Annotated in this window: 11 protein-coding genes; all 11 read left to right on the top strand. The window is 69.1% G+C overall.

Going from position 1 to position 14,348, the window contains the following annotated elements:
• Nucleotides 1–19 precede the first annotated feature (19 nt).
• The 11 genes from KUG43_RS02925 to KUG43_RS02875 all read left to right on the top strand — a co-directional run bounded on the left by KUG43_RS02925 (nucleotide 20) and on the right by KUG43_RS02875 (nucleotide 14,345).
• A complete protein-coding gene (locus KUG43_RS02925) occupies nucleotides 20–904 on the top strand; it encodes a glycosyltransferase family 2 protein (protein ID WP_216905843.1) in 885 nt (294 codons plus the stop codon).
• The gene (locus KUG43_RS02920) at nucleotides 901–2,226 is read left to right on the top strand and encodes a glycosyltransferase family 4 protein (protein ID WP_216905842.1); all 1,326 of its coding nucleotides are present in this window, start codon (nucleotides 901–903) and stop codon (nucleotides 2,224–2,226) included. Before KUG43_RS02925 ends, KUG43_RS02920 begins: the two co-directional genes overlap by 4 nt.
• A complete protein-coding gene (locus tag KUG43_RS02915; protein ID WP_216905840.1) occupies nucleotides 2,219–4,240 on the top strand; it encodes a glycosyltransferase family 2 protein in 2,022 nt (673 codons plus the stop codon). The genes KUG43_RS02920 and KUG43_RS02915 overlap by 8 nt, the downstream gene beginning before the upstream one ends.
• A gap of 4 nt (nucleotides 4,241–4,244) precedes the next feature.
• Nucleotides 4,245–5,180, top strand: a complete 936-nt coding sequence (locus KUG43_RS02910) for a glycosyltransferase family 2 protein (protein ID WP_216905838.1) — start codon at nucleotides 4,245–4,247, stop codon at nucleotides 5,178–5,180.
• On the top strand, nucleotides 5,177–7,240 hold the full coding sequence (locus KUG43_RS02905) for a glycosyltransferase (protein WP_216905836.1): 2,064 nt from the start codon (nucleotides 5,177–5,179) through the stop codon (nucleotides 7,238–7,240). Before KUG43_RS02910 ends, KUG43_RS02905 begins: the two co-directional genes overlap by 4 nt.
• A gap of 1 nt (nucleotide 7,241) precedes the next feature.
• Nucleotides 7,242–8,543 carry a glycosyltransferase family protein gene (locus tag KUG43_RS02900; RefSeq protein WP_216905834.1) on the top strand — a complete coding sequence of 434 codons (1,302 nt, stop codon included), beginning with the start codon at nucleotides 7,242–7,244 and terminating at the stop codon, nucleotides 8,541–8,543.
• Nucleotides 8,540–9,718: a glycosyltransferase gene (locus KUG43_RS02895; RefSeq protein ID WP_216905832.1), complete on the top strand. Its 1,179-nt coding sequence runs from the start codon at nucleotides 8,540–8,542 to the stop codon at nucleotides 9,716–9,718. Before KUG43_RS02900 ends, KUG43_RS02895 begins: the two co-directional genes overlap by 4 nt.
• A complete protein-coding gene (locus tag KUG43_RS02890) occupies nucleotides 9,715–11,175 on the top strand; it encodes a hypothetical protein (protein ID WP_216905830.1) in 1,461 nt (486 codons plus the stop codon). The genes KUG43_RS02895 and KUG43_RS02890 overlap by 4 nt, the downstream gene beginning before the upstream one ends.
• A complete protein-coding gene (locus KUG43_RS02885) occupies nucleotides 11,172–11,975 on the top strand; it encodes a glycosyltransferase family 2 protein (protein ID WP_216905828.1) in 804 nt (267 codons plus the stop codon). The genes KUG43_RS02890 and KUG43_RS02885 overlap by 4 nt, the downstream gene beginning before the upstream one ends.
• A gap of 157 nt (nucleotides 11,976–12,132) precedes the next feature.
• On the top strand, nucleotides 12,133–13,167 hold the full coding sequence (locus tag KUG43_RS02880) for a GDP-mannose 4,6-dehydratase (protein ID WP_216905826.1): 1,035 nt from the start codon (nucleotides 12,133–12,135) through the stop codon (nucleotides 13,165–13,167).
• Entirely contained in the window at nucleotides 13,164–14,345 is a 1,182-nt protein-coding gene (locus KUG43_RS02875) for a glycosyltransferase family 4 protein (protein WP_216905824.1), read from the top strand. The genes KUG43_RS02880 and KUG43_RS02875 overlap by 4 nt, the downstream gene beginning before the upstream one ends.
• Nucleotides 14,346–14,348 lie beyond the last annotated feature (3 nt).

The following is a 14,348-nucleotide window of genomic DNA, read 5'->3' as shown; positions in this document are numbered from 1 at the left end:
AGGAGTCACCATCGACGCCATGAATCGCTCCAGCCTAAAACTGCGCCTCTACCTCGCCGCCCGGGCCGTTCTGCATGGAGGCCGGCGCCGCATTCCGAGGGCCCTGCTGCCGCCTCGGCAGCCCCTGGGAGATCGCTTCACGATCGCGATCACCACCTTCGAAGCCCGTTACGAGAGCTACTTCCGCCCGCTCTATCTCTCGCTGCGCCGCAACTTCCCGGAGGTACCGATCCTGGTGGCCGTCAACGGCCACGGTGATCAGGCCAGCCAGGGCCGTTATCTGGAGCGGATCTGCCGCGAACTGGCCAGCGGCGAGCCATCCCATCGCCGCTTCCTGCTGCACAATCGCGTGGTAGGGCTCTGCCAGCTCTGGAACGAGCTGCTCCAGGCCAGCCCGACGGCCACCACCCTGGTCCTTAACGACGATCTGCGCATCGACCCCTGGCTGCGGCGCTGGGCGGAGATCATGGCGTGGGACACGGTGGATCTCACCCTGCTCAACAACACCTGGTCCCACTTCGCCATCGGTCGCCACTGCTGGCAGCGGATCGGCGCCTTCGACCAGAGCTTCAGCGGCATCGGCTTTGAGGACATGGACTACACCGCCCGGGCAGCGCTGGCAGGCGTGGAGATCGCAGGAGTGGACTGCCCCTATCTGCACCATGCGAACGACCAGCCGGACACCACCTCCTTCGATGATCAATCGGCGCGGGTCTGGGGTAAATACACCTCCGCCAACCAGGAGAGTTTCTTCCGCAAGTGGCAACGCTGCCCGGCGACGGAGGGGATCTACATCCGCCAGCTGGGCCAACACGTACGCCCCATCGCCCCCCTGCCGTTCCTGACCACGCCACCGCTGATCCCCTCCGGGGCGGGGGTCGTGTTCCTGGATCGAACGCCATGAAGGTGCTGGTGCTCGCCCCCTCCGCCTACCTGCTCGGCGGGGTTCAGGATTGGCTGGCGAATCTGGTACCGGGGCTGCGGGCCAGCGGGCTGGAAGTCACGGTGGCGGTACCCGACGGCGACCATCACCGCCATGGCCCCTATGCCCGGGCCTATCCGGCGCTGGCGGCCCAACCGCTCGCCAACCCCAGCGGCAGCGTCGAGGGCAGGATCCGCGCCATTGCCGCCCTGCTGGGAAGGCTCGATCCCCAGCTCGTGCTCGGGGTCAATCTGGTCGACCTCTACCCCGCGGCCCAGCGGGCCCGCCGCCGGGGGGGCTTTCACGGACAGGTGGTGATGACCCTGCATGCGCTGCAGGCGGAGTACTTCGACGACCTGCAGCGCCACGGCGCCGGCATCGATGCGGTGATCGCCACCAATCGGCTGGCCTGCCGGCTGGCGAGCGATCGGGGCGGGATGGAACCAACCCGGGTGTTCTACGCCCCCTACGGCGTACCGGTGCCGCCCTGGCAGGGCCCCGGCGGCGATCCCGCCGCCACCTTGAAGCTGGCCTGGGTGGGCCGGCTGGAGCAGGCCCAGAAACGGGTGCACGACCTGCCTCCGCTGCTGGCGGAGCTCGAGGCCCTGGGCATCGCCATCCAGCTCAGCATTGCCGGCGATGGCGAGGAGCGCCCGGCCCTGGAGCGCTCCCTGGCGCCCAGGATCGCCGCTGGCACGGTGCGACTGCTGGGCCACGTCGACCAGCAACGGCTGGCGGCGGAGATCTACGGCCATCACCATGCCCTGGTGATCACCTCCGCCTGGGAAACGGGCCCGATCGTGGCCTGGCAGGCCATGGCCAGTGGCATGGCGGTGGTCAGCAGCCGCTATGTGGGGTCTGGCCTGGAGGGAGCCCTGGAGCACGACGCCACGGCCCTGCTCTTCCCCTGCGGCGATGTCGCCGCCGCCGCCGCCCAACTGGCACGGCTGCGGCAGGGCGCCCTGCTGCAGCGGCTGTCCCGGGCCGGCCACGCCCTGGTGGCCGGGCGCTACAGCGGGAGTGCTTCCCTGGCGGCCTGGCAACGGGCCCTCACACAGGTGCTGGAGCTTCCCAGGCTCCCAGAGATCCCCCCTGAACCGGATCCGGCCCCCGCCGGGCGGCTGGATCGCTGGTTGGGCCGCCGGCGCGGTGAAGATCTGCGCCAGCTGCTGGGGCAGCGCTTCCGCCACGGCAGCGCTGGCAGCGAGTGGCCCCATTCCGGTGGCGAGGCCGATGGGGCTGCAGAAGAGGCCCTGCTGGCGACGGCGGGGCGGGTCGACCATCCCGGTGCTCCCCATGGCTGAAGCGACTGGACCCTCCCGGAAGGAATGGCTGGGCGTCTGGCTGAAGGAGCGGCTGCGCTACGAGTGGTTGCTGCGCCAGCCCGTGCCAGCCCACCTGGCGATCGCCAACCGCGACGAGCGGCTGGAAGCGGCCCCCGATGGCGGTGGCCAGGCCTGTCTCTGGCGCTTCACCTCCCGCCTGCATGCGCCCCGGCTGCAGCCGGAACTGGGCAGGCGCCTGCTGGAGCGCTGCCTGGCGGCCGCGCCGATCCGCCGCCGCGCCGCCCCCCTCTGGAGTGAGGGGCCGCCGGAGCTGAGCGTGCTGATCGGCCACCGGGGTCTTGAGCGGCTGCCCCTGCTGCTGGCCACCCTGGAGTCCCTGGCCGCCCAGGAGAACGTGCGCCTGGAATGCCTGGTGATCGAGCAGGACAGCGAACCCCGCATCGCCGACCGCCTGCCGCCCTGGGTGCGCCACGTCCATGGGCCCCTGCCCGACCCCACCGCCCCCTACAACCGCTCCCACACCTTCAATCTGGGCGCCCGCGAGGCCCGCGCTCCGGTGCTGCTGCTGCACGACAACGACATGCTCGTGCCGTCCGGCTACGCCCGCCGCCTGCTGGAGAGGGTCGCCCGCGGCTACGCGGTGGTGAACCCGAAGCGGTTCGTCTTCTACCTCGATGCGGTCCACAGCGCCTCGGTGCTCGCCGGCTCAGAGGCGTACGGGGCGCGGCCCGCCGAAGCGATCGTGCAGAACCTGGAGGCGGGGGGCTCGATGGCGATCACCGCCGAGGCCTATGCCGCCATCGGCGGCATGGACGAGGGCTTCGTCGGCTGGGGCGGTGAAGACAACGAGTTCTGGGACCGCTGCCTCACCCGTCCCACCTGGATCTGGGGCTATGAGCCGATCGTGCACCTCTGGCACCGCGGCCAGCCCCTCAAGCACCAGCGTGACAACCCCAACCTGGAGCGGGCCCGTGCCGTGATGCGGCGCCCCGCGCTCGAGCGGATCGCCGCCCTGCGACCCGCGCCGGTGCCCGGCCTGGTCAGCACGATCATCCCGGTGCACAACCGCTCCACCCTGCTGCGCGAAGCGGTGGCGAGCGTGCTCGCGCAGGACCACCGGCCGATCGAGATCGTCATCGTCGACGACGGCTCCAGCGACGACACCGGCGCGGTGGCCGATGGCCTGGCCGCCGCCCATCCGGCGATCATCCGGGTGATCCACCAGCCCAACGGCGGGCCCGGCGCCGCCCGCCAGCGGGGCCTCGACCACAGCCACGGGCAATTCGTGCAATACCTCGACAGCGACGATTTGCTGCTGCCCGGCAAGTTCAGCGCCCAGGTGGCGGCCCTGGAGCGGTCTGAAGAGGCCCAGATCGCCTATGGCCCCAGCCTGGAGGAGGACCATTCCCAGCGCCCGATCCGGCGCCGCGGTCCGATGCGGGCCACCGGTACACCCCTGGAACGCCTGTTCCCGCTGCTGCTGCTGGAGCGCTGGTGGACCACCAGCTGTCCGCTGTATCGGCGCGAGCTGCTCGATCGCATCGGCCCCTGGCAGCCCTGGATCAACGAGGAGGACTGGGAGTACGACGGCAGGGCCGGCGCCGCCGGGGCCCCACTGGTGTGGGTGCCAAGCGAGGTGTCGGTGCGGCGGATTCACATGGGTGACGATCACCTCAGCGACCGGGGACACCTCGACCCCCGCAAGCTGGCGGACCGGGCCCGGGCGCAGGACTCCCTGCTGCGCAGTGCCCTGGCCGCCGGCGTCGACCGCCACAGTCCCGAGATGGCGCGTTTCTCGCGCTCCGCCTTCCTGCTCAGCCGCCAGTGCGGCGCCGCCGGAGCGGAGCAGGCCTCAGAGCGGCTGTTCCAGCTGGCCCGCCGCACCGGGGCCTGGCAGGGGCGCCGGCGGCTGGAGTTCGCCCTGTACGGGCTGCTGGCCGCCGTCCTGGGCTGGGGCCGGGCGGCCCGGTTGAGCATGGGGGTCCGGACACGGCTGCCGACAGGACCCCGCCCAGGGGGGAACATGGCCTGAGGTGATGCACGAGCCTGTGGAGCACGAATCCGGCACGGCGCCGCAGGTGTCCGTTGTGATGGGCGTTCGCAATGGCGGTGCCGGGCTCACCGCCACCCTCGATTCCCTCACCAGCCAGGAGGGGGTGACTCTTGAGATCGTTGTGATCAACGACGGATCCACTGACGACACCGGAGCGTTGCTGGCGGCGCGGGCCGCCGCCGACCCGCGGCTGCGGGTGCTGGAGCGGCAGGGGCGGGGCCTCACCCGCTCTCTGATCGAAGGCTGCCAGGTGGCCCGCGGCCGCTTCATTGCCCGGCAGGATGCCGGCGATATCTCCCTGCCGGGGCGGCTGCAGCGCCAACTGCGCTGCCTGGAGGCGAACCCGGAGGCCAGCCTCTGCTCCACCCACGTGCGCCTGGTGGTGCCCGAGGGGGCCACCGTGCGGGTGAACGCACCGAAGCCGGAGGAGCTCGCCGATGGCCTCACCGGGCCGGCCATCCACGGCTCCGTGATGCTGCGCCGCAGCGCCTACGAACGGGCCGGAGGCTATCGGCCGATGTTTTATTTCGCCCAGGACATCGATCTGTGGAGCCGCATGGTGGAGATCGGCAGCCACCTGGTGGTGCCGGAGGTGCTCTACGAGGCCACCCTCTCCCCTGGATCGATCAGCGGTTCTCGGCGCCAGGAACAGGAGGCCTTCCACGCCCTGATCGTGGCGGCCACCCAGGCCCGCCGCGGCGGCCAGCCGGAGACACCTGTCCTGGCCGAGGCCGAGGCCCTGAGCGAGCGCTGCCGCGGCCTGCGGGCCCAACCGCGCCGGCAGGCCGATGGGGCCTATTTCATCGGCGCCTGCCTCAGCCACGAGCGTCCGGACCTGGCCCGCCAGTACCTGCGCCAGGCCCTCGCCCTCAACCCCTGGCACCTCAAGGCCCGGCTCAAACTGGCCACCCTGCCATGACCCTCAGCGTCGCGATTCCCACCTTCGGCCGCGATCAGGTGCTGATCGACAGCGTCGCCGCCTTGCTGGCCCTCGATCCGCCCCCGTTCGAGCTGCTGGTGGTCGACCAGACACCCCGCCACGATCCCGACTGCGAAGCGCGGCTGAGCGCCTGGCAGGCGGAGGGACGGATCCAATGGCTGCGGCTGCCGACCCCCTCGATCACCGCGGCCATGAACGTGGCCCTGCAGGAGGCCAGCGGCGAGAGGGTGCTGTTCCTCGACGACGACATCCTGCCGGACCCGGAGCTGCTCAACGCCCACGAACAGGCGGGTGCCGCTGACCCCGACGCCATGCTCGCCGGCCGGGTGCTGCAGCCCTGGCACCAGGGCCAGAGCGATCCGGACGACGGGCCCTTCCTGTTCAACAGCCTGCAGCCCCGCTCCGTGGAGGAGTTCATGGGGGGCAATGTGGCCATCCCCCGCCGACTGGCCCTGGACCTGGGTGGGTTCGACCAGAACTTCGTGCGGGTGGCCTACCGCTTTGAGGCCGAGTTCGCCCACCGCTGGCGCCAGGCCGGCCATCCGATCCAGTACGTGCCTGGCGCCCTGATCCACCACCTCAGGGCTGAGCGAGGCGGCACCCGCAGTTACGGCAAACACCTCACCACCGTCAAGCCCGACCACGCCGTGGGGCGGTACTACTTCCAGCTGCGCACCCAGCCCCTGCCGCTGGCCCTGGCGGGGTGCCTGCGCGGCTGGCTGGGGTCGGTGCGCAGCCGTCACCACCTGCGCCATCCCTGGTGGATCCCCCCCACCCTGCTGGCCGAGGGCCGTGGCCTGGTCTGGGCCCTGCGGCTGCAGAAGCGGGGTCCGGCCCTGCTGCCGACGCGCCGGCGCCGGTTGCTGATCGCCGGCAGCCATCCGGTGCAGTACCAGACCCCGCTGTTCCAGACCCTCGCCACCTCCCCCGGTGTGCGCAGCGACGTGCTGTACCTCACCCTTCCGGACGCCCGCACCCAGGGGCTGGGGTTCGGGGTCTGCTTCGAGTGGGACGTGCCCCTCCTGGAGGGCTACGCCTGGCACGAAGCCAGCAGCGGCCGCGGCCGCGGCATCACCTCCGGCTACCGGGGCGTCTGGCTGGCGAACCCGCTGGCGGAACTGGGGTTCGGTCCCGGCCGGGAGCGGCCCGATGCCCTGCTGCTGACCGGCTGGCATTTCCTGGGGATGGTGCAGCTGTTCATCGCCGCCCGCCTGCAGGGCCTGCCTGTGTTGCTGCGGATGGATTCCAATGCCTTCCGCCCCAGGCCCTGGCCCCTGACGCTCGCCTACTGGTTCCTGTTCCGAGGGGTCTCGGTCGGGCTTCCCGTCGGCACGGCCAATGCCCGCTGGTACCGCCAGTTCGGCGTCCCCCAGAAGCGGCTGGTGCCCTCCCCCCACTTCGTGGACAACGCTTACTTCAGCGAGCGGGCCGGCGCCCTGCGCCCACGCCGGGATGAGCTGCGCCAGCGCTGGGCCATCCCGCCGCGAAGCTTCTGCTTCCTGTTCGCCGGCAAACTCCAGCCCAAGAAGCGTCCGTTCGACCTGCTCGAAGCGTTGCGGTTGCTCCAGGTCGACCCCCTGGCCCCGCCGGTGCATCTGCTGCTGGTGGGCACCGGTCCCCTGGAGGAGACCTGCCGAGCACTGGCCGCCCAGCACCGCCTGCCGGTGAGCTTCGCCGGCTTCCTGAATCAATCCGAAATGCCGTCGGCCTACGCGGTGGCCGACAGCCTCGTGCTGCCTTCCGACCACGGCGAAACCTGGGGCCTGGTGGTGAATGAGGCCATGGCCTGCGGCCTGCCGGCGATCGTCAGCGACCAGGTGGGATGTGCCGAAGACCTGGTGCTCGAGGGCCGCACGGGCCTGGTGAGTCCCTTCGGCCAGCCAGCGGCCCTGGCCGCCGCCATGGGGAGAATGGCTGCCGATCCGGCCGCCGCCGCCCACATGGGGGCAACGGCCAAAGAGCTCGTCCAGGCCCATTTCAGCGTCCACAACGCGGCTGAGGGCATCCTGGCTGGGCTGGCCCTGCTGGAGCAGGGCTGAGATGGCCAGGGCCCTGATTCTCTCGCTGCAACCCCCAGGCGGTGGCGGCGTCCAGGCCCGCCGCTACGCCAAGTTGCTGCCCCATCTGCCGGGGGCGGGCTGGGAATTCCATGTCGTCGGTCCCGACCCCCGGCTGGACGCCGTCACACCGGAGCCCATCGACGGCCAGGACCGCTTCTGCCACTACAGCCGCCAGGTTTCCCGCTCCCATCGTTGCGCCATCCGCAAGAACCGGCGCAGGGCCGGCACCCCACTGCACCTGTGGTTCGGCCTGCGCCAACTGATCCACCAGCGGCTGGAGCGGCTGGGTGGCCACGACCCCCAGACCCACGCCCTCGAGGGCCTGAGGACCACGGCCCTCGAGACGGCGTCGGCGATCCGGTTCGATCTGGTGGCCGGGATCTGCCCGGATTTCCGGGTGCTCGAGGTGGCGCGGGCTGTGGCCGACGAACTCGGCAAACCCTTCGTCGCGATCTATGACGACCCCTACGGCCATCGGGAGAAGGACCTCTTTCACCCGGCCCAACCCGAGCGCCAGCGGGCCGTGCTGGCCGCGGCGGCGGGGGCCGTGTTCGCCTCGCCGCTCACCCTCACGCGTTACCGGGAGCAGGGACTCCTGGGATCCACCCCCGCCCGCTTCCTGCCGGACTGCTTCGAGGTCGGCGAGACCCCACCATCAGCTGCCCGGACAGGCCCGCCGGCACCCGGGGTGCCCATTGGGGCGGCCGGCGCCCCACTGACCCTGTTTCACCCCGGCAACCTGGGCCCCTGGCGGCCGATCGAGCCGCTGCTGGAGGCGGTGCGGCGATGGCACGGTGAGGGGCGCGGGGACCTGCGAATCTTTCTCTACGGCTATCTCTACGAAGCGGCCAAAACGGCCATCCGCTGCGACCCCACCCTGCGCACCAGCATTCGGGTCCACGCCGCCGTGAGCAACAGTCACTCGCACCAGCTGGCCGAGGCGGCCGATGCTGTGCTCGTGCTGATCGGGCCTCGCCACACGGACAACCTGCCCTCGAAGTTCTTCGAATACCTCCCCCACGCCACACCGGTGCTGGTGGCGGGACCGGCGGGCAACCCGCTCGAGGCCATCCTCGACGCCCTTCACAAGGGCGTCTACTGCGACATCGAGAGCAGCGGGGCCATCTTCGACGCCCTGGTGGCGTTGCAACGCCATGGCGGCTCCTACCGGGACCACCAGCGCCACAACCCTGACGCCATCGGCGCCTATGCCGCCAACCGGGTGGCCAGGAACTGGGGAGCGGCGTTCGATGGCTTCCTGGCAGCCCGCCCTTTGCCATGAGGGTTCTGCATGTCATCCCCTCGATCAGCCCGCTGCGGGGCGGCCCCAGCCGGGCCGTGATCGACATGGTGGCGGCCCTGCGCCGCCAGGACGTGGACGCCGCCATCCTCACCACCAACGACCATGGTCCGGGCCTGCACCCGGAGCTGGTCACCGGACGCTGGCAGTGGCACCAGGGGGTGCCGGTGCTCGCGTTCCCCCGCTGGAGTCCGCCGGTGGCGGCCCTGCGGGAGTTCGCCTTCAGCCCTGCACTCAGCCTCTGGCTGGCCCGGCATCTGAAGCAGTACGACCTGCTCCACATCCATGCCCTTTTCTCCTATCCCTCCACCAGCGCCATGGTGCAGGCCCGCTGGGCCGGCGTTCCCTACATCCTGCGCAGCATCGGCCAGCTGAGCCCGTGGAGCCTGGCCCAGAGCCGCGGCCGCAAACGCCTGTTGTTGCGCCTGATCGAACGGCGCAATCTCGATCAGGCGGCTGCCCTGCACTTCACCACCACCGCCGAACGGGACGAAGCCGCCGCCCTCGGCCTGGCCCCGCCGAGCCTGGTGCTGCCCCTGGGGGTGCGCGGCCCAGACCTGCTGGCAGCGCCAGTGGCTGTTCCGAAGCCTTCGACGCCCGTCCGCTTCCTCTTCCTGTCGCGGTTGCACCCGAAGAAGCAGCTGGAGAAGCTGCTGGAGGCCCTGGCCCTGCTGCAGCGGCAGCGGCCCGCAGCCAGCTGGGAACTGGCCATCGCCGGCGATGGGGAGCCCCGTTATGTCGCCGCCTTGCAGGAGCAGACCAGGGAACTGGGCATCGACACCCGCTGCCACTGGCTGGGTTTCGTGGAGGGGGAAGCGAAATGGCAGGCTCTGGACGCCGCCGACTGGTACGTCCTGCCATCGGCGGCGGAGAACTTCGGCATTGCCGCCGTTGAGGCCCTTGCCTCGGGAACCCCCGTCATCCTTTCTCCTGAGGTGGCCGTGGCTGCCGACGTGGACCGTGCCGGTGCCGGCCTCGTCTGTGCCAGCGACCCGGAAGCGCTGGCCATGACCCTGGCCACCGCGTTGGTACGGCCTTCGCTGTCAATGCGGACGTCCGCCTTTAACCTGGCGGAATCGGATTTTTCCTGGAGCACGATCGCCCTTCAGCTGCGTGACGCCTACCGCCAGGTGCTGCCCCCCTCCGCCGGTCGATGACCATCCTGCTGCTGATCGTGCTCTTCGGAGCTCTCGCCGCCGTGCTCCTCGACGGTGACTGGCGCGCCGGTCTGGTGGTCACGCTGATCATCGGCTTCGTCCAGGACCCCCTGCGCAAGATCACGCCCGACCAACCCGCCTACATGGTCGGCCTGGTGCTGATCGGCTTCGCTCTGTGTGGCGTGGTGCTCCTGGAACGGGCGGGACGCTTCAATCTGCGGGCGATGTTCTGGACCGTGCCGCAATTCGATGGCTGGGTAACGATCTACTTCAGCCTGATCGCGCTGCAAAGCCTCAACAGTTTCGCCCGCTTTTCCGATATTCGCCTCACCGCCATCGGCGCCGCCTTCTATCTGGCGCCGGCCTTCGGCCTGTGGGTGGGTTTCCAGGTGGGATGCAACCTGCCTTTGCTGAAACGTTTGCTGACCGTGTATCTGGTCGGCTCGGCAGCGATGGCGGTCACGGTCTATCTCAGTTTTCAGGGTGTCGACCATCCCACCCTCAAGGAAGTGGGCGAGGGGCTGGTGATCACCTTCCGCTTTGGATTCTCGGCCCAGGGGGCCTCGGGGTTCTGGCGCACCAGTGAAATCGCCTCCTGGCAGCTGTCGGCCGCGGCCTGCATTGCGGCCTCGATGGGCATTGCCAGCCAGAAGCCGACCAACCAGTTCGGGCTGTTGCTGATGGCGGCAGGGTTTGCCTTCCTCACCCTCCTGACCGGCCGTCGCAAAGCCCAGGTGCTGATCCTGGCCTTCGTGGCCATCTATCTGCTGCTCTTCAGCCGACGGGCCAGCCCCGCCTCCAAGGAGCGGGTGATCAGCAGTGTGCTCGGGGTGGCTGGGATCTTCTATCCCCTTTATGCCTTCATTCTCTCCGAGAATCTTGGCGAAAACTTCGGTGAATACACCAATCGCTCCCTCACCATCCAACAGGATCTGGTCGAGCGCTTCGACACCCAGGGCATTGGCGCCACCCTGAGGGCCATCGAGATCTCCGACGGCATCGGCATGGGGGTGGGCGCAGGTGCGAGCACGGGCGGTCTTGTTCAAAATGCCGCCCGTGACGCGATCCAGAGTGTGGCCTTCGTCTCCGAAGGTGGTGGTGGGCGCCTGATCCTGGAACTCGGCGTCCCCGGCATGGTGATTCTCGGGGTGATCCTGGTGCTGCTGGGACTGGTGCTGCTGCGCAACTTCCGACTCCTCAAGCTGCTGCCCCAGTCCACCTCTGCCTTGTTGATGGGACTCATGTCCTTCGCTCTGGCCAATGTCCCAGCGTTCTTCTCTGCCGCCCAGCTCTATGGCGACCCCTTCGTTCTGATTCTGATGAGTCTTTCACTGGGTTCCTTCCTGGCTATTCCCACCCTGGCGTCCCAACAACAAGAGCAATGGGCACTGTGGCAACAGCAAGAACAACACCGGCGGCAGATCCTTATGGAGCAACGCTCCCAGCCCCTGGCATGAGCGTGTCCGAGAACCCAGGCAATCTCCTGAGTGCACTGATTCTCACCTACAACGAGGAGGCGAATATTGCCCGTACTCTCGATCACCTGGGCTGGCTGGACTCGATCCTGGTGATTGACAGTGGCAGCAGCGACGCCACCCTCTCGATCCTCGCCACGAATCCAGCCGTACGGGTGCTGCACCGATCCTTCGACAACTTCGCTGACCAGTGCAATTTCGGCCTGGATCAGATTGAAACCCCCTGGGTCCTTAGCCTTGATGCGGACTACCGGATCCCGCCGTCGCTGGCGAGCGAAATCCAGACGGTGATCAGGGATCCGGACAACACAGAAGTGTCAGGCTTCGCCATCCCGTTCCGCTACTGCATCGGCGGCCGTCCCCTGCGCAGCGGCATGCTGCCGCCCAGGATCAGCCTCTACCGCCGGGGACTGGGGCGCTACCACAACGACGGCCATGGGCACCGCATCGCTCTTCCGGGTCCGATCAAACCCCTGCGGCAGCCGATCTTCCACGACGACCGCAAACCCTTGCAGCGCTGGTTGACCTCCCAGGGGACCTACCTGGCGATCGAAGCCGCCAAACTGCGCGTCACTCCCTCCGGCCAGCTATCGCTGGCGGATCGACTCCGCAAGCACACTCCACTGGCACCGTTCGCCGCTCTTTTGTTCTGTCTGCTCTGGAAAGGAGGGTTGCTGGAGGGCTGGCGCGGCTGGGCCTATGCCCAGCAACGCATGTATGCCGAACTCCTGCTGCATCTCATGCTTCTGGAGGACCACCCCCAGCTCTCAACACCACCATGAGAGGTCGCAAGATTCCTGAGGATCTGGATGTTGGATTAAGGTCCGCCCTGACCGCCGGAGGCTTCCACTCTCCGCCGCTCTTCCATACCCTTCGCGATCGGAAGGCTTCTCCGCCCGCCGCCCTGTTCCCGTCGATTCCCTCGCCTCGTCCATCTCGATGCCTTCGATCCTGATCACCGGCGGCGCCGGTTTCATCGGTGTCAACGCCGCCCAGCACTTCGCCTCCCTGGGGTGGGAGGTGACGATCCTGGACAACCTGTCCCGTCGAGGCACGGAGGACAATCTCCGCTGGCTGCTCAGCCAGCATCCCGCCATCGCCTTCCATCGCGTCGACATCCGTCAAGCCGACGCCCTCGCCGAGGTCGTGGCCAGCCTGCGCCCCTCGATGCTGCTGCACCTGGCGGCCCAGGTGGCGGTGACCACCTCCTACACCAACCCACGGGAAGACTTCGAGATCAACGCCCTCGGCACCTTCAACGTGATGGAGGCGGTCAGGCTCCATTCCCCCGAGAGCTTCGTGCTCTACGCCTCCACCAACAAGGTCTACGGCGGTATGGAAACCGTGGCGGTGGAGATGACAGCCCATGGCTATCGCTTCCGGGATCTGCCCGCCGGCGTGCCGGAGAGCCAGCCCCTCGACTTCCACTCGCCCTACGGCTGCTCCAAGGGGGTCGCCGATCAGTACACGATCGACTACGCTCGCATCTACGACCTGCACACCTGCGCCTTCCGGCAGTCCTGCATCTACGGCACCCGACAATTCGGCATCGAGGACCAGGGATGGGTGGCCTGGTTCAGCATCGCCGCCCTGCTGGAGCGGCCGATCACCCTTTACGGCGATGGCTGGCAGACCCGGGACGTGCTCGACGTGCGTGACCTGGCCCGGGCCTATGAAGCCGCCTGGCACCACCGCGCCACGATCAGCGGCCAGGCCTTCAACATCGGCGGCGGCCCCGTCAACACCCTCTGCTTGCGGGATTTGCTGCGCTTCCTCGAAGAAGAGCTGGCGATCACGCTCAGCCCCCTCAGCGGCCAGTCCCGGCCCGGCGACCAACCCGTCTTCATCTGTGACGTCACCAAGGCCGCCGAGCAGCTGGGCTGGACACCGCAGATCAGCGTCGATGCAGGCGTACGGCACCTGATCCGCTGGGTCCGTGACAACCGGGACCTGTTCGGCTGGCTTAAGCGATGAGCCGGCGGCGGGCCCTGATCAGCACCATCGAGCCGGTGGATGGGGGGGTTCCCGCCATGACAGCCTGCGTTGCCCGGATGCTGGAGGAGCTCGGCGTCGAGCCCGTCTTCGCCTGGTATGCCCCCTGGAGCACCCATCCAAAGCTGTCGGTTCCCCTCCATGCCGTCCCCAGCGGCCGGCGGCCCGGCCAGATGCAACGCCGCGTCTACGGGGACCATGAAGGCCATGGCCTGGGGGCCTGGCTGCCGGAGCTGGAGTTCACCCATTACCTGCCCAGGCGGGCCTGGCGCCAGCTGATCGCCAGCTGCGATCTGCATCTGTCGGTCACCGGCAATCCCCTCTGCGCCACCCCCTTCGCCAGGCTGGGGATCCCCTTTCTGGCCTGGGTGGCCACCCCCTGGCAGGACGACCGGGTCGACCGCGTCAAACGCTTCTCCAGGCCGAGGCGGCTGCTTGACCGGAGCCTCAACGCCCCGGTGCTGCGCCGGCTGGAACGTCAGGTGCTCCAGGCCCCCCGGGGGCGCATCCTGGCGTTGAGCGGCTACACGGCCAAGGCCCTGGCCTCCATCGCCCACCGCCCCATGGACGGGGTGATGCGCATGCCGGTGAATCCCGCCATCTTCCATCCCGCCCCTGAGCGGCTTGTGCCCTGGCGCATCGGTTTCGCTGGCCGCTACGCCGACCCCCGCAAGCAGATCACCCTGCTGCTGGAGGCCGTCGCCCGAGTCGTGGCGCAGGGGCATCCGGTGCAACTCGTGCTGGCGGGCGAACAGGACGTCCATCGCCTTGAGGGCCCCCTGGCGGCGATGGGTCTCGAAGGACGGGTGCAGTGCCACCCCTGTCTGGGCCCCAGCGCCCTGGCGGAGGTGCTGCAGGGACTGGATCTGTTTGTGATCCCCTCCCACCAGGAGGGCCTCTGCATTGCGGCCCTCGAGGCGATGGCCTGCGGGGTTCCGGTCGTCAGCACCCGCTGTGGCGGCCCGGAGGATTATGTGATTGACGGCGGCACGGGCCAGCTGGTGGCCAGCGAACCCACCGCCATGGCGGCGGCGATCGCGGCGATCTGCGCCGATCGCGGCCTCCGCCAGCGCCTCTCCGCCGGGGCCCTGGCCTGGGTGCGGGAGCAGGCCAGCCCGGAGGCGGCCCGCCGCACCTTTCTGGCCCACCTGGAGGCCTAGAGC

The sequence above is a fragment of the Synechococcus sp. CCY 0621 genome (assembly GCF_019038465.1).
Classification (GTDB): Bacteria; Cyanobacteriota; Cyanobacteriia; order PCC-6307; family Cyanobiaceae; genus Cyanobium.
The sequence above is the reverse complement of the archived record's forward strand: the minus strand, read 5'-3'. Positions and strand labels throughout refer to the sequence as shown.

Bases quoted from the DNA above. Each gene is read 5' to 3' on its own strand.
- KUG43_RS02895 (WP_216905832.1), top strand. From the start codon at position 8,540: ATGAGGGTTCTGCATGTCATCCCCTCGATCAGCCCGCTGCGGGGCGGC.
- KUG43_RS02875 (WP_216905824.1), top strand. From the start codon at position 13,164: ATGAGCCGGCGGCGGGCCCTGATCAGCACCATCGAGCCGGTGGATGGG.
- KUG43_RS02925 (WP_216905843.1), top strand. From the start codon at position 20: ATGAATCGCTCCAGCCTAAAACTGCGCCTCTACCTCGCCGCCCGGGCC.
- KUG43_RS02880 (WP_216905826.1), top strand. From the start codon at position 12,133: ATGCCTTCGATCCTGATCACCGGCGGCGCCGGTTTCATCGGTGTCAAC.
- KUG43_RS02910 (WP_216905838.1), top strand. From the start codon at position 4,245: ATGCACGAGCCTGTGGAGCACGAATCCGGCACGGCGCCGCAGGTGTCC.
- KUG43_RS02920 (WP_216905842.1), top strand. From the start codon at position 901: ATGAAGGTGCTGGTGCTCGCCCCCTCCGCCTACCTGCTCGGCGGGGTT.
- KUG43_RS02905 (WP_216905836.1), top strand. From the start codon at position 5,177: ATGACCCTCAGCGTCGCGATTCCCACCTTCGGCCGCGATCAGGTGCTG.
- KUG43_RS02900 (WP_216905834.1), top strand. From the start codon at position 7,242: ATGGCCAGGGCCCTGATTCTCTCGCTGCAACCCCCAGGCGGTGGCGGC.
- KUG43_RS02885 (WP_216905828.1), top strand. From the start codon at position 11,172: ATGAGCGTGTCCGAGAACCCAGGCAATCTCCTGAGTGCACTGATTCTC.
- KUG43_RS02890 (WP_216905830.1), top strand. From the start codon at position 9,715: ATGACCATCCTGCTGCTGATCGTGCTCTTCGGAGCTCTCGCCGCCGTG.
- KUG43_RS02915 (WP_216905840.1), top strand. From the start codon at position 2,219: ATGGCTGAAGCGACTGGACCCTCCCGGAAGGAATGGCTGGGCGTCTGG.